The following is a 22,306-nucleotide window of genomic DNA, read 5'->3' as shown; positions in this document are numbered from 1 at the left end:
CCAAGTATAAAATTATATTCAGAAAAATATTCAACTAGCAGTATGGTAAACAATGTAAAGCTAACGATAATCGATGATGATGAGGATGACTTTATCCTAACCGAAGATCTATTATCAGATATTGAAGGGTTTCAATTTGAGGTCGATTGGGTAAATGACTTTGAACTTGCAGAAAATCTACTGACTAAGTCTGAATCAGACATTTACCTAATTGATTATCGACTAGGAAAACTATCGGGTTTGGACTTACTAATACACGCAAGAAAAACAGGCTGTAAAAAGCCTATTATCATTTTAACTGGTCAAGGCGATCGAGAGATAGATATGCAAGCCATGAAAAATGGAGCTGACGATTATATAGTGAAATCAGCAATTGATGTCGAAAAACTCGAACGTTCAATTCGTTATGCATTAGAAAGATATCACACTTTAGAGAAATTAAACCACAGTGAAGTCAAGTACAAAAGTCTCTTTCAAAGGTCCATTGACCCTATTTACATCGTAGACAAAAACCTTAATTTCATTGAAGTAAATCAAGCATTAACCACTTTGTTTGGATACCAAAAGGATGATGTAACCTCACATGACTTAAGTTTTCTATTTGAAAAAGAAAAAACATATGAACGCTTTAAAACTTCCCTCTTAAACAAAGGCCTGATCAAAGATTTTGAAGTCACTCTTCTTCGTTCTGATGGGAAGCAATTGAACTGCTCAATAACTACTATTGTCCTCTTCGACATTAACAATGAAGTAGAAGGTTATCAAGGTATAATTAGAGACAACACTAAACAAAAAGAAAATGAACAACAACTTCTGAGAGCCGAGAAGTTAGGAATGACAGGTAGATTAGCAAGAAGCATTGCTCATGAAGTCAGAAATCCATTAACCAACATCAACCTTTCCCTCGAGCAACTAATGGCGGAATTTCAAGATAACGAAGATGCTTTAATGTACAGCGAAATCATTAAAAGAAACTCTGATCGAATTAATAATTTAATCACTGAGTTGTTAAATTCGGCAAAGCCCACAAGCGTGGTAATGGATTCCATTGAAATTGACGATTTAATTCCTAAAGTAATCGAATTAGCTGCCGACCGCATTAAATTGCAGAAAATCTCTTTAAAAACAGAATTAAATTGCAATAAAATAACGGCCAATATTGACGAAGAGCAGATGAAAATTGCCTTGCTTAATATTATTATTAATGCGATTGAGGCAATGCCTCCGGACAGACAAGGTGAACTTACCATATCGACTTGTATGGAAAATAATCAAATTTCAATCTCAATCGCTGACAACGGTGAAGGAATAGAGAAAGATAAGCTGAATAATTTGTTTGATGCCTTTTACACTGGAAAACGCACTGGAATGGGGTTAGGCCTTACTACAACTCAGAATATCATTAACGCACATGAGGCAAAAATAGTTGTAGAGAGTGAAAAAGGAGTAGGAACAAAGTTCACTATACTCATTAAACCAAACTAAATAATATGAAAGATATAAGCATAACAGATGCCTACGAAATAATAAGTGAAAAGCTCATTACCTGGGCAACCAATTTTATCGATATGCTGCCCAACATTTTAGTGGCAGTAATCATTCTAATCCTATTTTACTTTTTATCCAAACTTGCTCGAAAAATTACAGGAAAAGTGTTTGGAAAAGTTTCAAGTAACGTATCCTTAGTTAAATTACTTGGCAATACCATCTCCTTAGCCATAGTTGTTATCGGTCTATTCTTCGCCTTGGGCGTTTTAAATTTAGACAAAACGGTTACTTCATTGTTAGCAGGAGTTGGAGTAATAGGCTTGGCCTTAGGTTTTGCTTTTCAAGATACGGCAGCCAATTTCATGTCAGGAATATTTCTTGCTATACAAAAAACCTTCAAGGTTGGTGAAATCATTCAATCTAACGGATATATGGGTGTAGTTAAATACATTAACCTGAGGGCTACTATAATTCACACTTTTCAAGGGCAAGAAGTCATCCTTCCAAATAAAATGGTCTTTCAGAATGCCATTGAAAACTTTTCAGACACCAACAGAAGAAGAGTGGACCTTTCCTGCGGCATCTCATATGGAGACGATTTGGATAAAGTAAAAGAGATCGCCACTAAGGCTATTCAAGGCAGTGACTTTTTATCGAAAGAAGATCAAGTAGACTTTGTTTACACAGAATTTGGAGATAGTTCTATCAATTTTGATTTAAGGTTTTGGTTGAAAGACACATCTCAAAGTACCTATATGCACGCCAGAAGTGAAGCAATTGTAAAATTGAAAAAAGCGTTCGATGAAAACGACATTATGATTCCATTTCCTATACGCACTTTGGATTTTGGAATTAAAGGAGGTGAAAAACTAAACACCATGCTAAAAAGTAAGATGGATTAAATTTTAACTCAATCTCTTTTTCAAGGTGAATGATTAGGAGTAATTTTACAAAAAACACTAGTTATGTCAAATCAAAAAGTAGCCCTGCTCATACTAGACGGATGGGGAATAGGAGACCAATCAAATGCAGATACAATCCACCATGCAAAAACTCCCTTTATTGATAGTCTATATAAAAAATATCCTCATGCTGAACTTAGAACAGACGGGTTACATGTAGGTCTCCCAGATGGACAAATGGGAAATTCTGAAGTAGGTCACCTCAATATAGGAGCTGGACGGGTTATTTTCCAAGATTTAGTCAAAATTAATAAGGCCATTGACGATAATAGTATAAGTGATAACCTCGTTTTAAAAGAAGCTTTATTTTATGCAAAAGCGGAAAACAAAAAAATACATTTAATTGGATTGGTTTCTGATGGAGGTATCCATTCTCATAGTAAACACTTGAATAAACTAATTGACATCACTGATGCACATGGATTAAAAGATGTTTTTGTGCATGCATTTACAGATGGAAGAGATTGTAAACCAACTAGTGGCATTGACCACATTAGTCGTCTACTAGAAAAACTCAAATCCTCAAATGCTCAATTAGCTAGTATGGTGGGCAGATACTATGCGATGGATCGAGATAACCGTTGGGAACGCATCAAAGCAGCTTACGACCTTCTGACAGCTGGCGTAGGAGCCAAATACAAAGATCCTATAAAAGCCATCACAAATTCCTATGAAAATGGCATTACCGATGAATTTATCAAACCTATAGTTTTTACAAATTCTGATGACGAACCAATTGCCAAGATTGAAAGAGACGATGTAGTCATTTGCTTTAATTATCGTACTGATCGATGTAGAGAAATCACTTTCGCCCTTACCCAAAAGGATATGCCTGAATATGGTATGATGAGTATTCCGCTTCATTATGTGACCATGACCAATTACGACAGTAGCTTTAATCGAATTAATATCTTATTTGATAAAGACAATTTAAAAAATACCTTGGGAGAAGTAATCTCAAATGCCCAAAAGAAACAGATAAGGATAGCAGAAACAGAAAAATATCCTCATGTTACTTTTTTCTTCTCTGGTGGACAAGAAACTCCTTTCGAAGGTGAAAGTCGAATTATGATACCTTCGCCTAAAGTGGGAACTTATGACCAACAGCCCGAAATGAGCGCACCAGAAATAACAAACAGTATCATCAAAGAAATACAGAAAGAATCGGCTGATTTCATCTGCCTGAACTTTGCAAATCCAGATATGGTTGGGCATACTGGAGTATTTGATGCAATTGTTAAAGCAGTAGAAACTGTCGATGGGTTAACTAAGCAAATCGTAGAAGAAGGAATCAAACATGGATATAGCTTTATAATTATTGCTGATCATGGTAATGCTGATTATGCCATAAATGCTGATGGTTCTCCTAATACAGCGCATACAACCAACCCTGTACCAGTATTTCTAATTGATAAAAAATATACCGCAATAAGAAATGGTATTTTAGCAGATGTTGCGCCAACAATTCTTAAACTAATGGGAATTGAATGTCCGCCAGAAATGACTGGAAAAATATTAATCCACTAAATTGATTTTTAAATACAATGAAAAACGTTAAAGAATACATAGAAGAACATAAAGATCGCTTTATAAACGAATTAATAGAACTACTTAAAATTCCTTCCATTAGTGCAGACTCAGCCTACAAAAAAGACACAATGGAAGCTGCAGAAGCAGTTCGTAAAACACTGGAATTGGCTGGAGCAGAGAATACAGAATTATGTCCTACCAACGGATACCCTGTAGTATATGGGGAAAAAGTGATTAACCCTTCGCTTCCAACTATACTAGTATATGGTCATTATGATGTTCAACCTGCTGATCCCATTGAGCTATGGGACTCTCCACCCTTCGAACCAGTTATAAAAGATGGAAAAATTTATGCACGAGGAGCAGCAGATGACAAAGGTCAAATGTATATGCATGTTAAGGCCTTAGAAATGATGGTTAAAACAAATCAGTTACCTTGTAATGTTAAGTTCATTATTGAAGGAGAGGAAGAAGTAGGTTCTGTAAACTTAGGAGCCTTCATCAAAGAAAATAAGGATCGGCTAAAGGCGGATATTATTCTTATATCTGACACTTCTATGCTTTCTATGGAGCATCCATCCATCACCACTGGATTGAAAGGGCTGTCCTACTTAGAAGTGGAAGTAACTGGACCTAATAGAGACCTGCACTCGGGAGTATATGGTGGTGCAGTTGCTAACCCAATCAATATTCTCAGCAAAATGATTGCTTCATTGACGGATGAGAATAATCGAATTACGATTCCAGGTTTCTACGATAAAGTAGAAGAAGTAAGCGCTGAAGAAAGAGCTGAAATGGCCAAAACTCCATTTGATTTAGAGGATTATAAAGATCATTTAAAAATAAAAGACATTCATGGAGAAAAAGGGTACAGTACCATAGAACGGACCTCAATTCGACCAACATTGGATGTCAATGGTATTTGGGGTGGATATATCGGTGAAGGTGCAAAAACAGTTCTACCCTCTAAGGCTTACGCGAAAATTTCTATGCGATTAGTCCCTCACCAATCTAGTGAAGAAATTACTGCCTTATTTAAAAATCATTTTGAATCTATAGCTCCAGACAGCGTAAAGGTGGTTGTTAAACCTCATCACGGTGGTGAGCCATACGTAACTCCAATTGATATCCCCGCTTATCAAGCGGCTGCAAAAGCAATTGAAACCACATTCGGAAAGCCGTCAATACCTGTTCGTGCTGGAGGTAGCATACCTATAGTAGCTCTATTTGAAAAAGAATTAGGTTTAAAGTCAATTCTACTTGGTTTTGGATTGAATTCTGATGCTATTCACTCACCAAACGAACATTACGGAATATTTAATTTCCTAAAAGGGATAGAAACAATTCCTTACTTCTTTGAAAACTTTTCACAATTAAAAGATTAAAAATTGAAAAATAACTCCTCTAATGTAGCCTTAATGATTGTATTCATTTTGGCTACATTCTTTACCTCTTGTTCAGGATTTGAAGAAGTTGAACTTTCGTCTATCCAATCTGTAAAAATGGCTGGAATGACCGGAAATAAAGTTGATTTCGTGGTCAATGCAGAGATATACAATCCCAATTCATTTGGAGTCTCAGTTGTTGGTGCTGATTTAAATATACAAGTGGAAGGAATCGACCTTGGCTCTACGTCATTGGGAGATTCCTTTAAAATTGATAAAAAAAGTAAAGAAGTGCATGAAATTCAATTCAGTTTAAACATTTCTAAACTTCCACTTTCAGCAATCCCTAAATTACTAAGTTTGGCTTCTTCAGGACGTTCAGATGTCAAAGTAAAAGTAGATGGCAATATAAAAGGACGGGCCTTTTTAATCACTAAAAAATTTCCTGTCGCTGAAGAAGAAAGAGTTCCACTAAAATTTTAACGATATAGGCTTACAGTACCTTTAAAAACATGAGATTTTCCGGTAAAATCTTTTAATTCAGCGATGTAAAAATAAGTTCCTGAATCTGACTTTTGACCATCCACTCGTCCATCCCACCCTAGTTCTAATGCATTGGATGTAAATATGGTTAGCCCCCACCGATTTAATATGGAAACTTTATAATCAATTACCCCACAAGCGATTGGCCGAAGCATATCGTTTATTCCATCTCCATTGGGTGTAAAAATATTCGGAAAAACAAATTCAAATACGTCATACACTTCAATCAATTTGATGGTAGTATCTGAACAAGAAAATTGATTTTGAACAATTTGAGTCACAGGATAAAACCCTACATCTGAGTATCTATGATTAACAATACTATCGTAACTTACAAATCCATCACCTAAAGATAAATACCTTTTAGTCCAAGACGATGAAGTGTCTATAAATTCAAATTGGGCATCTTTTATAGAACGTGACGTATCTGAGGATATGAACCCAGAATTCGGTCTTGGAAACACAACAACTGCAGAGTCCAAAGATTTATACAACGTATCAATGCATTTTTCAGAAGTTCTGATTTGAAGGAACACATTAAAAATACCGGTAGTATCATATTGAACAATAGGACTTGGCAAAGATGAAGTATCACCATTCCCAAAAAACCATAAATAAGAAATATCTGAAACTGCTGTCGATTGGTCTATGAATTGAACTTGGTCTGGAAAGCAAATAGTATCATCTAAAACAACAAAATCTATAGTTGGATTTGGATAAACCTCTGCATATAATTCTAAACTATCAGCACACCCACTCTCCTCCACAATTAACTGAACTGGAAAACGTCCAGTTGTGTCATAAGAAATGGTATTACTTTGACTATTACTTTGACTTATAGATGATCTGTCACCAAACTGCCAACTGAATGTGGCTTGACTATTAAAATTTCCAGTGGCAGCAAAGTTAAACTTATTGCCGTTGAAGCATTGTGGATCACCAACAATAAAATACGCCTCCGGTTTTGGCACTACATCAATTGGTTGGAGAGCTATCTTAAAAGAAGTGTCAATACATCTGTCCTTCTGATCTATCCTTAAAGAGATAGAATAACTCCCTGGTGTTGTATACTGCTTAGTTGGATTTTTTAACGTTGAAGTCGTTCCATCACCAAAATCCCACAAATATCCCACATTAACGGCATCTGTGATAGAGCTATCAGTCAGTATTACATTTACAGGAGTACAATTATTGATTGCGCTAGCTCCAAAGTTGGCAATGGCATTTCCGCCCAAGTCAATTGTTTTCTCGACACTATCCACACATTTACCTTGGGTGGTGATAAGTTTTATATTTTTTAACCCTGAGGAGTTATAACTAATATTGTTGACTGTTTGACTAGTAGAAGATTGTATGGAAGCAGAACTCCCAAAGTCCCAATTAAAAGTGGCGTAGTTTTCAAAAACTCCTTTCACAGCAACATCAATATTATTGGTATCTGTACATTGAAATGGATCTAAATCAAAATCAACAGCTAACGAACCGTATACTTTATAGGTTACAATAGATGTATCATCACACAAAGCTCCTGGACCCGCTATTAACGTGATGTTATAAGTCCCAGTATCAGGATAAGTAAATGTAGGTGAAGTTAGATTGGAGGTATCACTTAAAATACCAGGCACTCCAAAATCCCAATGAAAGCGATTAGAACCTGAACTTAAATTATTAAAAGTAATCGTTAATCCATCACACGCCGCAGTTTGAGATTGGACTGCAGATATAATCAATGGATCACAAGGAGCAGTGTTAATGGTAAAATCACGCTTAACCGTACTCAAGATTATCCCATTACGATATTCAGTTACACAGACACCTACCACATAATTACCAATCTGCGTAGGTGTTCCAGTAATTAATCCAGTAGCTGAATCAATTTTAAAAGTTGGGTTAGCAGGAAGAGGATTTTGAGCATTGAAACCATTGACATAGGCCACATTAAAGTATGGAGGTGGTGGCGAGTAATCAGCCACATTGGTATTGCTCAACCCACTGAAAGGGCTACAAAATTCATACACCAAGGAATCTCCATCAATGTCAATTGCACTGTGATCAAATACAAATGGTCGATTCGCACACACTCCTACAGGAGGAAAATCTATAAATTGTGGAGAGTTATTACAAATTATTGAATTGCTTGATGGAATTTGTGTAGTTAATGTAATCCCTTGTGTCCCTGGTTGACTTAAATTGTCTAATATCGGCGAGCGACAACATCTGGCATAACTCACAGTATATCCTGAACTATTATTTCTTAACGTGAGTGTGGTTCTATAAATTCCTTCTTCTACGCAAACAGTTGGTAATGTCACCAAACAGGGGTCTGAAATAGCCAAGGGAATAGTATCCCTTGAAATTAATGATAAATCTTCTTGTTCAAGTATTAGGGTATTATTATCGTATACAGCAAGTCTTAACGGATCGTCAAAATCTGCTCTATTTGTTCCAACCGGAAATTCACAATCTCGGTATACCTTAATTATTACTTCATACTCGGTAAAAGCTGACCCTGAAGGACCTATACAATTATACATGATTTCTCCACCAATAATGTGACCAGCTTTTAACTTTAAGAATGGGCTTAATATAAAAGTGAACAAAAAGAGATAATAGAGCTTTTTCATCAATTGATAGTGCATTTCAATTGGTAAAGTTAAATAATTAACCCCATTCAAAAATCATAAGGTGAAAGGGATACGTAACTTTGTAAAATCAAAAAACATTTAATCATGGAAGAGGCAAGGATGCATAACAATCAACTTATCAACGAAACAAGTCCGTACTTGTTGCAGCATGCCCACAATCCTGTAGACTGGAGACCTTGGAATGCTGAGACATTGTCCCTAGCAAAACGTACAAACAAACCTATCATTATCAGCATTGGCTATTCTGCTTGCCATTGGTGTCATGTGATGGAACATGAATCTTTTGAAGATGAATTAGTAGCCGAGCTAATGAATCGTCATTTCATTTGTATTAAAGTTGATCGAGAGGAACGTCCTGATATTGATCAAGTATACATGAGCGCTGTTCAATTAATGACTGGTCAAGGTGGGTGGCCACTCAACTGTGTCGCCTTACCTGATGGCAGACCTTTTTATGGTGGAACTTATTTCAAGAGAGATCAATGGATGAATGTATTGAATCAATTGGCTGACTTATTCAAAAATAACTACCCAAAAGTATTAGAGTATGCAGAGAAGTTGACCAAAGGAATGCATCAATCAGAATTGATTGAAAAGGTGGAAGAAGCTCCAACTTTTAAGCGGGAAGACATTATTTCCACAATAGAAGAATGGTCTAAATCTTTCGATCCAGAAAACGGTGGCCCCAATAGAGCTCCAAAATTCCCAATGCCTAGCAATCTTGAATTTCTGATGTATGCCAACTACTATGCTCCAAATGCTAAACTAGAGGCTCATATCGACTTAACCCTAGAAAAAATGGCAAAAGGAGGAATATACGACCAAATCGGTGGTGGATTTGCCCGCTATTCGGTTGATCCGATATGGAAAATACCCCACTTTGAAAAGATGCTTTACGACAATGCTCAATTAATTAGTGTTTATTCCAAGGCCTATCAACTCAAACAAAACCCTTTATACAAACAAGTTGTCAATCAAACCATACATTTTATAACTACAACTCTTATGCACCCTGAGGGTTATTTTTACTCTGCGCTAGACGCTGATAGCGAAGGTAAAGAAGGCAAATATTACATCTGGACAAAGGAGGAGTTAAAACAAGTGGCTGGAGAAGATTTTAAAATAATTGAACAATACTACCACATCAACTCCCATGGATATTGGGAAAACGGTAATTACATTTTGATGCGAAACCTATCAATTGATGAAATTTCAAACTCCCTCAACCTTACAAAAAAGACCATCGAAGAAAAGGTAAATTCCTTTAATCAACGACTATTAATTGAACGAAAAAAAAGAGTGGCACCAGGTTTAGATGACAAAACGTTAACCTCTTGGAACGCTTTAACCATATCGGGTCTATTGGATGCCTATAACGCACTTGGTGAAAGTCGCTACCTAGAATTAGCTATCAATTGTGGTAAATTTATCATTTCTAAATTACTTAAAGTTGATGGAAGCCTATGGCATAGTTTTAAAAATGGTCAATCTACCATTCAAGGCTTTTTAGAAGATTACGCTTTTACAAGCCAGGCATTCCTACAACTTTTTGAAAACACTGGAAATCAAAAGTGGTTGACTCATGCTAAATCATTGACCAATTACTGCTACACTAATTTTTATGACTCTTCAAATGGAATGTTCTTTTTCACCGATTTGCAAGACGACCCACTTATCTCAAGAAAAATTGAATATATGGACAATGTAATTCCAGCTTCCAATTCTGCTTTAGCACTAACACTTTTCAAATTAGGACATGTTTTAGCAGAGGAGAAACATTTAATAACTTCGAAACAAATGTTAGAAAACGTTCATCATCAAATTAATCAGTTTGGAAGCGCTTTTTCCAATTGGGGAATTCTATTGATACATCACTTAAAACCATTCTATGAAGTGGCGATAATTGGCAAAGACAGTAAGACAAAATATGCCTCATTGATGAAAGAGTACATACCGAACAAAGTTGTAGTAATAGCAGATACAGCATCAAACTTAGAACTACTTAAAAATAGATTTGTAGAAAATAAAACCTACCTCTACGTTTGTACGAACAAAACCTGTAACCAACCAACGGAATCTGTTAAAACAGCTATTGAACAACTTAAAAAATAAAAGCCCTCTGAAAACGATTTTTGCCTTCATTTTAACTTCAATCATTCAACTTGGATACTCACAATTGGTACTACCGGATGAACATTTTTTTAAAGACTATAACTCATTTAACGTTGATTTTATTAAAAAAAATAAAATACGTTCCATCCAACTTACCTACTCCGAAAAGATGGATGGTGAAATAATCGTCAGTAAACCTGCAATCAAGCGATTTTACTTTAACCAAGAAGGTCGACCTACTAAAGAGGTATATATTGAATCTAGAGGAATATATAAAGATAGCAGCACCATTTATTTTAAATTTAATGCCTCAAATCTATTGCACGAGGAACTGATAACATATCAAAGTGAAACGATTAAAAGAGCATTTAATTACAATGCTAAGAATAGAGTTCAATCAATCGTCACAACAAAGCACTATAAAGGGAAGGAAGACACGGTTTCAATCGAGCGATATAAGGAACCATATAGTGATGAGTCGTTTGCCAAACGCATTTATTTAAATTCTGAAAACAGACCTTACCTGGAGGAGCGACTGTATTATGAAAACAATCGTATTATTCGTGAAGAAAAGGATCTAATTATAACTTCAAAGTCTTCTACTAAATCATGGTCCTACAAGGGTCATCTAATCGATAAAATCGAGTATTCAAATTACATTAACCGCAATGAAAAAGGAGTTTATCAATTTGAATACGTCAATCAAAACCACTTAGAATATGCCTATCTATTTATCGAAGGTGAACTAGAAAAAAAGTTAGCTTTTGTTTACTCACCTGACGATTCCGACCATTTGGAAGCATTGGTAATTCGTTATGAGCAAGAAGGAAAGATTGAAATTATTCAACTGGAGTATACCTATTATTGATCATTTTTAAGTCCAAGGGTCAGTTCAGTGTATTTGTAGGCATCATACTTTTCTAGCTCTTCTGCTACTTCATTGTTCCATTCTATCTGTTTACTTATAAAACGAGAAAAATTACTTTCAGCATCATAGCGTTCCTGCATTTTCTTGTACTCCCCTGCCCAGTAGTGTTTCATTATCGACTTCATTACTGCTTCAGCATTGTCTACAGTAACATCTGCCTCAATAAGTGCTTTCACTATCTTCCTCCGGATTAACTCCGCAATATCAAAGTGAAGCTGTTCATGCTGTAGGAGCAAGTTGTTTTTGAATTTTGGGACAACCCACGACTTTGAACGAATAAAACAAGCATTTATATTAACCGTTACTCTTCCATCGCTATAGGTTTCGAATCCATAGGGTATAGCAATATTTGAGAGAGCGGCAGATTCTTGTGACTCAGGTGGTGTTCCCTGAAAATCTGACCATTCTAGCGTAAAAGTCTTGTTCCAATAGATATGATCATTCTTCTCATCATTTTCCTGAGAAAATGCAGAATAAGAGATGATTATAAAAGAAAACAAGGTTAATAGTTTCATCTTAAGTGTAGCTTTAGCTATCAAATATAACGAATTGTCCTTTTGTATGGTTTAAAAATAAATCCTGTCTAGAGGAGTTTTTTGGGAGTAGTTGCCAAAAAGTCTTTCAAATAAAACGGTTCAAAATACGCAACATCTTCAAATTCGGACAATTCAAACTTCAGTTTCGCTAACATTCCTAATTCTATCGCAGATGGGAAAATCGCCTCTAAACGTATAAAACTAGGATGAGTAAGAACCCCTTGACACTTTTCTGCACCATCTCCAAAATAGAACACTTCTTTACTATGCAATTCACCGAAACTTTCTTCACCTATAATTTGGGCTGAAACAGGGACAATTAGATTCAAATCGAAATCATAAACCCCACAATAAACCTCCATTCTTCTGGCATCAATCATAGGAAGATAGTAAGCGTCTTCATTTTTTACAGAACGATAAGCTCTTAAACTCATCGCCTTTAGCGTATCCACAGCAATTAATGGAATACTTAGAGCATAACAAAAGCCCTTAGCAGTAGAAACTCCAATTCTCAACCCAGTATAGGATCCAGGGCCTTTACTAACGGCGATAGCCTCTAATTGATTAAATTCAATAGCAGTTTCCTCTAATAATTCTGCGATAAACTGATTGAGTAATTCAGAGTGTGAATAGGCACCCGATTGCTCCTTCACTCCTAACAATTCCCCATCTTTATGCAATGCTACAGAACACACCTTCGTGGCTGTCTCCAGAGATAATATTAATGCCATAATTAATCTTCCTTTCGTTCAAAAAGTTGCTCTTTTGAAACCTTCCTTACCTTACTTTTATTCTTTAATGACTTAGAAATAGCGGTGTAAGGTCCTGTAATAACATCAGCGTTTTCATCTAGTTCTGACTTTATTTGAATGTATTTTGTGTCTTGAATTCCTGTTTTCACATTCATTTGAATGGCTTCTCCATTTTTTATTACGAAAATACACTCTACCAGTTCTTTATCTCCATTTTTATCCTCCTTTGTTGAATCCTCTCTTGTAGTAACAGATTGGATAGGAAGCGAAAGAACATTGTTTGCTCGTTTGGTTTGAATCTCCACATTAGCAGACATACCGGGTCGAAAAGGTGAGGAGTTTGAATCGGCATTTTGAATTAAGTCTGAATAACTATTACTAAGTATTCTAATTTTTACATCAAAATTGGTCACTTGATCTATACTTGATCCTACTGTATTGGCGGAATTAGCTATTTCCGTAACTACACCTTTGAACTTCCGATCTAGATAAGCATCTACTTCAATAAGCACCGTATCTTCTCTACTTACACGAACAATATCATTTTCATTGACATCCACATCAACCTCCATGGTAGATAGGTTAGCCACAGTTAAAATTTCTGTACCAGCCATTTGAGCTGTACCTACAACTCTTTCTCCCTTTTCTTTACTTAAGTTGATGATAGTCCCGTCCATTGGCGCATATATTGAAGTTCTTCCTAAGTTCTCCCTAGCTTCCTTTAAACTTGCTTCTGCACTTTTTATATTGTACAATGCAGCTTGAGCACTCTGCTCTGCTGCTAGGACTTCTGCCTCACTTACTTCAAAAGACGATTTTGCATTATCGTATTCAGCTTGAGAAATTACCTTGTCTTTAAATAACTTCTCATTACGTTCGTAACTAGCCTTAGCGTTGACAAATTGAGACTTAGACTGAGTTAATCTCGCTTTAGAGCTAGAATAGTTTGCTTTAGCGGTATTAACGGCTGCTTCTGCCCTTCCCAAAGCAGACTCTACCAAGTCCGGGTTAATTTTTAAAAGCAAATCGCCCTGCTTTACATAATCTCCTTCCTTAACTGCCATTTCAATAATTTCTCCAGAAACATCAGAACTAATGATTACCTCAACTTCTGGTTGGATTCTTCCACTTGCTGAAACCGTCTCTATAATGGTTCTATAAGATGGATTTTCAGCAGTCACTTTATACTCAATTCCTTTTCCTTTTTTCATTACAACAGCAATCACCAATAAAACTGAAACTGCAGCAACTAAAATCCATATTATTTTCTTCGATTTCATTTTCTTATAAATTCTTTAAACTAATGGTTTTTCCTTGATAAAATTCAAGCACTTGAGTTTTAAATATATATTCATATTTGGCTTGTAAGAGATTAGACTGAGACTGAATTAGTCTATTCTTTTCGTTGCTAAAATCGAATGAATTTAACAATCCAACATTAAATCTTTCCTGTGTGTATTTAAAGGACTCTGTTAAGGCTTTTACCGATGCACTTGCAGACTCATAACGCTTTGAGGCTGCTGCTGCATCAAGGTAAGCCGATTCTATTTGTTGTCTCAATTGCAACTTAGTATCTGTTAAATCAAGCTCTGCTTGCTCTAACCTAATTTTAGATCTAGATACATTACTTCTTGCTGCCATTCCATTGAATATAGGAACGGTTAAACTCACGCCAATAGAGCTATTAATATTATCACGAAGTTGATCATTAAAGGATTTATCTTGAAACTGAGGAATTGTGGTTGGAGACAGTACAGGTGTGTTTGAACCTTGAACTACATCTCCATTGGGTTGAAGACCTAAATCAGTAATACCAACTAATTCTTGGCTCACACCAGAATAACCTGTTCCATATGATCCGCTTAATGTAACTCTTGGCGAATAAGCCCCACGAGAAGCTTTTAAAGTTTGCTCGGCTGCTACAAGTCGATACTGTGAGCTTTTAACTTCAGGCATTATTGTTAACGAATTTTCGTAGATAGCACCAGGAGTACTCAACATTTTGCCTTTATCTATATTATCAATAGAAGGTTCAACTACTTCAAAATCCTCAGAAGATTCGATTAATAACAATTGTCTTAGATTTAACAGCGATAGGTCGAGCTGATTTTTAGCATTGATTCGGTTTAATTCTTCTTGAGCTAACTGCGCTTCAATATCATATTGGGCTCCTTGTGGCTGACTACCTGCAGCAACTAACTTCTCAATTCGCTGAGCTTGAATCTTAGTTACTTCTAGTTGGCTCTCAGCGTTTCGAAGCAATTCTTTGTTGAATAAAATCTGTAAGTAGAGATTTGCAACATTCAATGAAATATCATTCTTCATCTTTTGAAGATCCGATTCAGCGGCTTGCAGTTCAGTTTTATTTGCTTTGACTGTATTTAATGTTTGAAAGCCATTGAATACCGTAACCTGTGCGTTCAAAAAGAAACTATTTGAGCGAACTGTTGTAGTAGCAAACTGGTTAGTAAAGGGGTCAATTGTTTGCCCAAAGTTATAGGTATTGCTTGCGGATCCGTTTAATGAAGGCAAACGCCCATACTGAGACTGAGACAAATTCACCGCTGAATTTTCTAGATTAAGACTGGTCCGCTTGATGGAAATATTTTGTTCTACCGCATAGCTAATGCACTCTTCCAGCGTCCATTTTTTTTGGGCGTTTACCGTTGAAGTTAGCACAAAAGCCAATACAAATACAGCAACAGAACGCATATGATTCAGATGTTTCATTCAACAAGATTTTAAAATTCTGAATATAAAAGTAGTCCAAAAAAGCTGTAATCATAGAATACTTTTACAATCGGCAAATCGACAAATTAAATGGTATTGAGACCATTTAAACGCATTCTACTTAAATCGTCTTGCCACTAGCAATTTTAAAGAAGTGACTAGTTCATTTTCTAAATCCCATGCGTATTTTGAGGCCAAATCACCATTAAAATAATTAAAAGCTTCCTCAGCATTAGATTTAGAATTCAATTCTTTTAAGGCAGTTCTAAAGTCTTCCATATTGCCTCCAAACAATTCATTGGAGTATAAGTATCGCTCATTTAGACCAATTGCAGTCGTTAAATCAGATATTGGCTGTCTTTGTAATTGGTCTACCACACTATTCTCCTCCTTACCTGATAGCTTTGTGTTTAAGTCTTGGAAGTCAACTTCGTATGGAGTAGGAGTTTTTACAGCTTCAACTGCTTCTTTAGGCAATTCTTCATCCTTCGGAATTTCAATGGGTTCATCTATTTCATCCACTATTTGATCTTCTACAAATGATTCAAATGTCTTTGTTTCTTCTTTTTCAAATTCTCCTTCTTCAGGTGCAATAATTTCAACCGTCTTTTCCATTCTTTCAGTTCGACTTTCCTCTGCATGCTTCGCCTTTTCTACTACTTGCTCAGAAAATTCAGATTGCCCCTCTACTTCTAATAGGCTTTCTATTGAGTCGTATTCAACTTTAGACAATTCATGTTTGAGCACAATCATCTCCTCATATAGCTTTGAAATCTTTGACAACAGAACGCTTAATTCTAAGGTTGGCAATGTATGACTGACTGTCAACCGGTCAGAATGCTCTTTAATATTGTCCACTAGGGCGGTTAATTCCTTACGCTTACCTTGAATATCCATAGTTGTTTTTAATCTTGAAGAAAATAAAAGTTTAATGATACTTTTGCAAAAGTAATCAATAGCTATTATCTCATATAATTTGACTGCATGTTTCTTGAAAACACAATAAATCCGAAGAAAAAAAAGGGCTGGATAGAAGTTATTTGTGGTTCTATGTTTTCTGGAAAAACCGAAGAATTAATTCGACGATTAAAACGCGCAAAAATCGCAAAACAAAAAGTAGAGATTTTTAAACCAGAGATAGACACCCGATACGACGAGATTGCAGTAGTTTCTCACGACTACAATCAAATACACTCCACCCCTGTACCTGCTTCAGCAAACATCCCACTATTGATTAATGATGAAGATGTTGTGGGAATAGATGAAGCCCAGTTTTTTGATATGGGATTAGTCGCTGTTTGCAATCAATTAGCGAACAATGGCATTAGAGTAATTGTTGCAGGATTAGATATGGATTATACTGGAAAGCCATTTGGCCCAATTCCCGCTTTGCTTGCAACTGCAGAGTATGTCACTAAGGTTCATGCCATTTGTGTCAATTGCGGAAATTTGGCCAACCATTCTCATCGAATCACAGACAACAACAAACTTGTAATGCTTGGTGAAACCGATAGCTACCAGCCGCTATGTAGGGATTGTTTTACGCTTGAAAACAATTTTAAGAACAAGAAAGAATAGAGACAAAATAATATGAAACCCAAAGGTTACAGTAGTATAGAATTGAGTAATATTTGTAAGGGCACTCACGAAGGAGTCACTACAGTAGTAACTCATATACTAATTGATAGCCGTGCGCAACAAGAGTATTCCGACTCCATGTTTGTTGCTTTAATTGGTCAACGACAAGACGGACATCAATACATTGAGGAAGCTTACCAAAAGGGAGTTCGTTCATTTTTGATTTCTAGATCTCAGATTATATCCGATCAATACGAAGACGCTAATTTTATTGTTGTACCTGACACATTGAAAGCTCTTCATCAAATTGCAAGTTTTCACAGAAGTCAATTCAAGCTTCCAGTAATCGGAATTACAGGAAGTAATGGCAAGACAATTGTCAAAGAATGGACATTTCAAGTTTTAAAAGAAGTATATCAGATTTGTAGAAGTCCAAAAAGTTATAATTCTCAAGTAGGGGTTCCTTTGTCGGTTTGGCAACTCACCAGTAGCCATGATTTAGCTATTTTTGAAGCAGGAGTATCTCAATCAAATGAGATGGAGTGTCTAGAGCGGATGATTCAACCCAACATTGGTATTTTCACCAATATTGGAAACGCTCACGCACAAAATTTCGAATCGCAAGAGAAGCAGATAATAGAGAAGATTCAATTATTTAAAAACTGTAATCAATTAATCTACTGCAAGGATCATCATGCTATTGATATACAGATTGCGAAGACAATTTTTAGCCAACCTATTGAGTTAATCACTTGGTCAAGAGAAAAAAGTACAGTGAGTTTACAAATAACTTCCATCACCCATTCGAATAAAAAATCATTAATCAAAGGAATTTATAAAGGAGAAGACGTAGAGATCAATCTGCCTTTCAAAGACAGTGCATCGCTGGAGGACGCAATACATGTTTGGCTATTGTGCCTTACCTTTTCAATAGATACAGCCATTATCTCAGAAGGAATGAAGTCCCTCACTTCCATTGCAATGCGGTTGGAACTAAAAAAAGGCATTCATTCTTGTACGTTAATTAACGACAGTTATAATTCTGATATTACCTCTCTTAAAATCGCCATCACCTATTTAAAACAACAGCAACAACATCCACAACACACCCTTATACTATCTGATATACTTCAGCATTCTGAGTCAACAGAAAAGCTATATGCAGAAATCTCAGACTTACTTAATCGAAACAAAATAGACCGTCTGATTGGTATTGGACCCAACATCCAAGCGCAGAAACATTTATTCCAAATTCCGACGGAGTGCTACCCTGATACTATAAGCTTCTTAAATTCTATTGATCAAATCAAATTTTACAACGAAGCAATATTGATCAAAGGCGCGCGAAAGTTTGAATTTGAAAAAATTACCGAAAGATTACAAGAGAAAGGACATAACTCTACACTAGAGGTCAACTTGAATTACTTAATTGATAATCTCAATTATTTTAAGTCTATTCTGAATAGCAACACCAAGCTAATGATAATGGTGAAAGCTTTTTCTTATGGAAATGGCACACATGAAATCGCAAATATCTTAGAATATTATCGTGCTGACTATCTTGCTGTAGCCTATACCGATGAAGGGATCGCATTACGCAATCAAGGAATAGCCTTACCAATAATGGTTTTAAATCCTGAACCACAAAGCTTCGACAGCCTAATCAGACATCAACTTGAAGCAGAAATATACAGCTTGAGAAACTTAAGACTTTTCTTGGAAAACCTTGACCGCAACACCTACTTTCAAGATCCGAACCAAGCAGTTAAAATTCATTTAAAAATGGATACAGGTATGCGTCGATTAGGTTTTGAACAAGAACAGTTAGATGAGTTAGTTGAACTTTTAAAAGCAAATCCTCAAGTCAAAGTAGCCTCTGTATTTTCTCATTTAGCAGCAAGCGATGAACAAGAGAAGGATGACTTTACGCAGCTTCAATTTGAACGATTCAATACAATGACTGCAAAAATAGAGCGATCGCTTGGATATTCATTCTTAAAACACATCCTCAATTCCAGTGGAATTTTAAGATTTCCAGATCAACAATTTGATATGGTTCGATTAGGTATTGGGTTATATGGTATTAGCAACACTCCAGAACATAAAGCAATTCTTAAACCTGTCAATAGATTAATAGCACATATTTCTCAAATTAAACACCTAAAGAAAGGAGAGACAGTGGGCTACGGACGACGAGGAGTCATGCCAACAGATGGAACAACAGCCACCATTCCTATAGGCTATGCAGATGGATTTAGTAGACTGTTGGGAAATGGCAATTGGCAAATAGAAGTGAACGGTAAGCTCGCTCCAACAATAGGCTCAATTTGTATGGACATGTTAATGATAGACATTACGGGTATAGAAGCTGAAGAAGGCGATGAAGTAGTCATTTTTGGCGAAAACAATACCATTTATGACTTGGCTAAAGCCAGAAATACCATACCCTATGAGGTTTTGACAGATATAGGAAGTAGATTGAAACGCGTTTTTTACTTGGAGTGATTAAGCCGATCTGCTAGCGCTTTAATTCTATTTCTTAAGTCGGATCTATCTAGTTTATATTTTACTCCAGTATAATCTTTAGAAGCCTCTATGGCTCTCATTAAATTAAATTCGTGTTGATGTTCGAAATAATATTTCTTCTCAGATTTTAACTTTTCAGCAAGGTATTCTTGTTCCGTCTGACCTGGGGTAGGCACCAAAATAGCATTCTTACCTAAGGCGGCTAGATCCATTATGGAACTGTAACCACTTCTGCAAACAATATGCTTCGAGTTGGCCATTTCAACTTCTAATTCTTTCGCCGGCAAAAAGGATTTTACTTCGATATTAGCTTGAAGCCTTAACGGGTTTATAGTTTCAGGAAGCCCTCTCACTAACAGCACATTTCCTTCATAATTTTGGATTTGGTTTAAAACAATTTCTTCAAACTGTGTTCTAGTGGGCTCCGGACCGGATAACACAATAGTTAAATCTCTCGTATAGTTTTGATTGGCTGTGGCAAATCCAGAGAATCTTGAAATAGGCTGAATATAATGTACATTTTCTAGGTCAGTATCTCCATGAGACAAGTTACCTGAAAGATTATCTTTAGAATCGAAATCAGGTACCCAAGTTTCCTGAAAATTTTTTACTCTTCCAGCAGTGAAAGCCTTCAAAGCACGCTTGCCCATTGGAGCTTGAATAAAGAGCTGATGAGTGATCAAAATAGAAGGAATCCTTTCGGAATAGGCACCGTATCTATTGTCAGAAATAATAGCATCTATCTGATAACTATCGATAAAACTTTCTAACAACAAATGCTCCTCTTTTAACCATCTAATTAAATTTGGCGCTTTAAGTAACATGAATAAAGCCATCCCGATACGTTTAGGATACTTAATTTCAGGACCTGGATAGGAAAGAAATTCTTTATCGGGAAATTGATTCTTTAGTAATTGGAGCGGAGCTCGATCTGCAGCTATAACGACTTCAAATCCCATTCGATCCAACTCATGAATAACAGGAATACACCGAGAGGCATGACCCAAGCCCCAATCTAAAGGGCAAACCAAAATACGTTTCTTAAGAGAATCTACTTTCATGTGCGAGTTTCAAATTTAAGAATTAGAATTTACCTTTGCTAGATGTTAGCATTGATTACTGGAGCAACAAAAGGTATCGGCAAGGCTATTGTAGAATCACTCTCTAAAGAGGGCTATGACATCATTGCAATTTCTTCTTCCAAAGAAAACCTAGAGACATTAAAAAACGAGATTGAATTAAAGTATAGAAATCAATGTTATGTAATAGCAGGAGATCTAACATCCTCTGCATCAAGAACACAATTGATTAAAAACCTGTCTCCACATCTAGAAAATATTCATGTATTAGTGAATAATTTTGGAAAATATAGTGTTGGTAATCTAGAAGATGAATCATCCAACTCCATTCAAGAATTATTTAATGCAAACTTTTTGAGTGCTTTCGAGATTAGCCAAGCACTAATTCCTTCTTTTAAAAAGAAAAAGAAAGGATACATCTTCAACATATTATCTGTTCTAGCCAAAGAAGTAAGAACTACCGCTGCAGCCTATACGATCAGTAAACATGCATTGAAAGCTTTGAATGACTTATTACGAGAAGAGCTTCGTCCCTATTCTATTAAAGTTTGTGCCATCTATCCAGGCTCTGTGAATACCCCTTCATGGGACGGTATTTCTGCGAATCGGGAAAGTATGGTTCAACCAAATGACATTGCCGATTTTATTAAAAATAGTGTCGCTGGAAGTAAGCACTCTTTTGTAGAAGAAATCACCTTCCGGCCATTAGACCCTTCACTTTAAGCATGTAATCTATAGCCTACACCTTTTATGGTTTGGATATATCGCTTTCCTATTTTTTCTCGAATTTTTCGAATGTGAACATCAATGGTTCTACCTTGAACAATGGCACCCATCCCCCAAACCGAATGCGTAATTTCTTGCCTTGTAAAAATTTTCTGTGGCTTTGCCGATAACAAAGAAAGTAGTTCAAACTCTTTTTTGGGTAAATAGATTTCACGATCGTTCTGAATAACAACATATCGCTCTCTATCGATAACAAAGTCCTCTGTTCTCAACTCATCCCTTTCGTTGTGCAGCCCAATTTCATTTCCCTTTCTCCGGAGTAAAGCTTTTAACTTTAAAGCTAATATTCTAGCTTGAACAGGACTCACTAAAAAATCGTCTGCCCCAGAATCTAACCCAGCAATTTGGGTAAAATCTTCCTTTTTCTTTGAAATTAAAACCACAAAAACAGAACTCAATTCCTGATGATTTTTTATCTCATAACACATTTCTATCCCATCTCCTTCAGCCAACTCTACTGGGATAAAAATAATATCAGGTGGTTTAGCGACAGCCTGATTCAATAAATCTTCATGATCTTCTACAAAGGTAACTTCAAATCCAGCTTCTACCAGAGATTTTTCAATCGAAGTGGTGGAATGAAATGGGCTTTTTACAATTAATATGGAGGACTCAGACTTGCTCATAATACAATTACAAACCTATATTTTAATCCTACTCTTTACGTTAATTTAGTTTTACTATAATTAAAAGGTGTCATTAATAAAAAGTTATCATTAGCAGTCA

Annotated in this window: 18 protein-coding genes; 10 read left to right on the top strand and 8 right to left on the bottom strand. The window is 36.0% G+C overall.

Annotated elements, in window-relative coordinates; genetic code table 11:
- Positions 1-42: 42 nt before the first annotated feature.
- From GQN54_RS03535 to GQN54_RS03515, 5 genes are all read left to right on the top strand, one after another.
- On the top strand, positions 43-1,485 hold the full coding sequence (locus GQN54_RS03535; protein ID WP_160632056.1) for a hybrid sensor histidine kinase/response regulator: 1,443 nt from the start codon (positions 43-45) through the stop codon (positions 1,483-1,485).
- 5 nt (positions 1,486-1,490) lie between these two features.
- Positions 1,491-2,390, top strand: coding sequence for a mechanosensitive ion channel family protein (locus tag GQN54_RS03530; RefSeq protein WP_207554807.1), 900 nt, complete (start codon positions 1,491-1,493; stop codon positions 2,388-2,390).
- Positions 2,391-2,453: 63 nt separating this feature from the next.
- A complete protein-coding gene (gene gpmI / locus GQN54_RS03525; RefSeq protein WP_160632054.1) occupies positions 2,454-3,977 on the top strand; it encodes a 2,3-bisphosphoglycerate-independent phosphoglycerate mutase in 1,524 nt (507 codons plus the stop codon).
- 17 nt (positions 3,978-3,994) lie between these two features.
- A complete protein-coding gene (locus GQN54_RS03520) occupies positions 3,995-5,365 on the top strand; it encodes a dipeptidase (protein ID WP_160632052.1) in 1,371 nt (456 codons plus the stop codon).
- Between the two features lie 3 nt (positions 5,366-5,368).
- Complete coding sequence (locus GQN54_RS03515; protein ID WP_160632050.1) at positions 5,369-5,848, top strand: LEA type 2 family protein; 480 nt, start codon at positions 5,369-5,371, stop codon at positions 5,846-5,848.
- Here the strand turns inward: GQN54_RS03515 and GQN54_RS03510 are convergent.
- A complete protein-coding gene (locus GQN54_RS03510; RefSeq protein WP_160632048.1) occupies positions 5,845-8,532 on the bottom strand; it encodes a PKD domain-containing protein in 2,688 nt (895 codons plus the stop codon). The genes GQN54_RS03515 and GQN54_RS03510 overlap by 4 nt on opposite strands.
- Before the next feature lie 105 nt (positions 8,533-8,637).
- On the opposite strand from GQN54_RS03510, the gene GQN54_RS03505 reads away from it, so the two are divergent.
- Both GQN54_RS03505 and GQN54_RS03500 read left to right on the top strand, forming a co-directional pair.
- Positions 8,638-10,665, top strand: a complete 2,028-nt coding sequence (locus GQN54_RS03505; RefSeq protein WP_235932957.1) for a thioredoxin domain-containing protein — start codon at positions 8,638-8,640, stop codon at positions 10,663-10,665.
- Entirely contained in the window at positions 10,646-11,533 is an 888-nt protein-coding gene (locus GQN54_RS03500; protein WP_160632046.1) for a hypothetical protein, read from the top strand. The genes GQN54_RS03505 and GQN54_RS03500 overlap by 20 nt, the downstream gene beginning before the upstream one ends.
- Here the strand turns inward: GQN54_RS03500 and GQN54_RS03495 are convergent.
- From GQN54_RS03495 to GQN54_RS03475, 5 genes are all read right to left on the bottom strand, one after another.
- On the bottom strand, positions 11,527-12,108 hold the full coding sequence (locus tag GQN54_RS03495) for a DUF922 domain-containing protein (RefSeq protein WP_160632045.1): 582 nt from the start codon (positions 12,106-12,108) through the stop codon (positions 11,527-11,529). The two genes, GQN54_RS03500 and GQN54_RS03495, sit on opposite strands and share 7 nt — an antisense overlap.
- Before the next feature lie 68 nt (positions 12,109-12,176).
- Complete coding sequence (tsaB, locus tag GQN54_RS03490; protein ID WP_160632043.1) at positions 12,177-12,860, bottom strand: tRNA (adenosine(37)-N6)-threonylcarbamoyltransferase complex dimerization subunit type 1 TsaB; 684 nt, start codon at positions 12,858-12,860, stop codon at positions 12,177-12,179.
- A gap of 2 nt (positions 12,861-12,862) precedes the next feature.
- Entirely contained in the window at positions 12,863-14,161 is a 1,299-nt protein-coding gene (locus GQN54_RS03485; protein ID WP_160632041.1) for an efflux RND transporter periplasmic adaptor subunit, read from the bottom strand.
- Between the two features lie 4 nt (positions 14,162-14,165).
- Positions 14,166-15,611, bottom strand: coding sequence for a TolC family protein (locus GQN54_RS03480; protein WP_160632038.1), 1,446 nt, complete (start codon positions 15,609-15,611; stop codon positions 14,166-14,168).
- Positions 15,612-15,728: 117 nt separating this feature from the next.
- Positions 15,729-16,508, bottom strand: coding sequence for a hypothetical protein (locus GQN54_RS03475; RefSeq protein WP_160632037.1), 780 nt, complete (start codon positions 16,506-16,508; stop codon positions 15,729-15,731).
- 87 nt (positions 16,509-16,595) lie between these two features.
- Here GQN54_RS03475 and GQN54_RS03470 point away from each other — a divergent pair, with 87 nt between their 5' ends.
- Positions 16,596-17,189, top strand: a complete 594-nt coding sequence (locus tag GQN54_RS03470) for a thymidine kinase (RefSeq protein ID WP_160632035.1) — start codon at positions 16,596-16,598, stop codon at positions 17,187-17,189.
- Positions 17,190-17,201: 12 nt separating this feature from the next.
- A complete protein-coding gene (locus tag GQN54_RS03465) occupies positions 17,202-19,694 on the top strand; it encodes a bifunctional UDP-N-acetylmuramoyl-tripeptide:D-alanyl-D-alanine ligase/alanine racemase (RefSeq protein WP_160632033.1) in 2,493 nt (830 codons plus the stop codon).
- Here the strand turns inward: GQN54_RS03465 and GQN54_RS03460 are convergent.
- The gene (locus tag GQN54_RS03460) at positions 19,682-20,776 is read right to left on the bottom strand and encodes a glycosyltransferase (protein WP_160632031.1); all 1,095 of its coding nucleotides are present in this window, start codon (positions 20,774-20,776) and stop codon (positions 19,682-19,684) included. The genes GQN54_RS03465 and GQN54_RS03460 overlap by 13 nt on opposite strands.
- 42 nt (positions 20,777-20,818) lie before the next feature.
- Between GQN54_RS03460 and GQN54_RS03455 the strand changes: the two genes are divergently transcribed.
- On the top strand, positions 20,819-21,517 hold the full coding sequence (locus GQN54_RS03455) for an SDR family oxidoreductase (RefSeq protein ID WP_160632029.1): 699 nt from the start codon (positions 20,819-20,821) through the stop codon (positions 21,515-21,517).
- Here the strand turns inward: GQN54_RS03455 and GQN54_RS03450 are convergent.
- Positions 21,514-22,206, bottom strand: coding sequence for a response regulator transcription factor (locus tag GQN54_RS03450; RefSeq protein WP_160632027.1), 693 nt, complete (start codon positions 22,204-22,206; stop codon positions 21,514-21,516). The genes GQN54_RS03455 and GQN54_RS03450 overlap by 4 nt on opposite strands.
- Positions 22,207-22,306 lie beyond the last annotated feature (100 nt).

Origin of the sequence: Acidiluteibacter ferrifornacis (assembly GCF_009909615.1) — a bacterium.
GTDB classification, from domain to species: domain Bacteria; phylum Bacteroidota; class Bacteroidia; order Flavobacteriales_E; family Vicingaceae; genus Acidiluteibacter; species Acidiluteibacter ferrifornacis.
This window is presented reverse-complemented; position numbering and strand designations above follow the sequence as displayed.

Bases quoted from the DNA above. Each gene is read 5' to 3' on its own strand.
- GQN54_RS03485 (WP_160632041.1), bottom strand. From the start codon at position 14,161: ATGAAATCGAAGAAAATAATATGGATTTTAGTTGCTGCAGTTTCAGTT.
- GQN54_RS03535 (WP_160632056.1), top strand. From the start codon at position 43: ATGGTAAACAATGTAAAGCTAACGATAATCGATGATGATGAGGATGAC.
- GQN54_RS03475 (WP_160632037.1), bottom strand. From the start codon at position 16,508: ATGGATATTCAAGGTAAGCGTAAGGAATTAACCGCCCTAGTGGACAAT.
- tsaB (WP_160632043.1), bottom strand. From the start codon at position 12,860: ATGGCATTAATATTATCTCTGGAGACAGCCACGAAGGTGTGTTCTGTA.
- GQN54_RS03470 (WP_160632035.1), top strand. From the start codon at position 16,596: ATGTTTCTTGAAAACACAATAAATCCGAAGAAAAAAAAGGGCTGGATA.
- GQN54_RS03495 (WP_160632045.1), bottom strand. From the start codon at position 12,108: ATGAAACTATTAACCTTGTTTTCTTTTATAATCATCTCTTATTCTGCA.
- GQN54_RS03505 (WP_235932957.1), top strand. From the start codon at position 8,638: ATGGAAGAGGCAAGGATGCATAACAATCAACTTATCAACGAAACAAGT.
- GQN54_RS03450 (WP_160632027.1), bottom strand. From the start codon at position 22,206: ATGAGCAAGTCTGAGTCCTCCATATTAATTGTAAAAAGCCCATTTCAT.
- GQN54_RS03455 (WP_160632029.1), top strand. From the start codon at position 20,819: ATGTTAGCATTGATTACTGGAGCAACAAAAGGTATCGGCAAGGCTATT.
- GQN54_RS03530 (WP_207554807.1), top strand. From the start codon at position 1,491: ATGAAAGATATAAGCATAACAGATGCCTACGAAATAATAAGTGAAAAG.
- GQN54_RS03480 (WP_160632038.1), bottom strand. From the start codon at position 15,611: ATGAAACATCTGAATCATATGCGTTCTGTTGCTGTATTTGTATTGGCT.
- GQN54_RS03460 (WP_160632031.1), bottom strand. From the start codon at position 20,776: ATGAAAGTAGATTCTCTTAAGAAACGTATTTTGGTTTGCCCTTTAGAT.
- GQN54_RS03465 (WP_160632033.1), top strand. From the start codon at position 17,202: ATGAAACCCAAAGGTTACAGTAGTATAGAATTGAGTAATATTTGTAAG.
- gpmI (WP_160632054.1), top strand. From the start codon at position 2,454: ATGTCAAATCAAAAAGTAGCCCTGCTCATACTAGACGGATGGGGAATA.
- GQN54_RS03510 (WP_160632048.1), bottom strand. From the start codon at position 8,532: ATGAAAAAGCTCTATTATCTCTTTTTGTTCACTTTTATATTAAGCCCA.
- GQN54_RS03520 (WP_160632052.1), top strand. From the start codon at position 3,995: ATGAAAAACGTTAAAGAATACATAGAAGAACATAAAGATCGCTTTATA.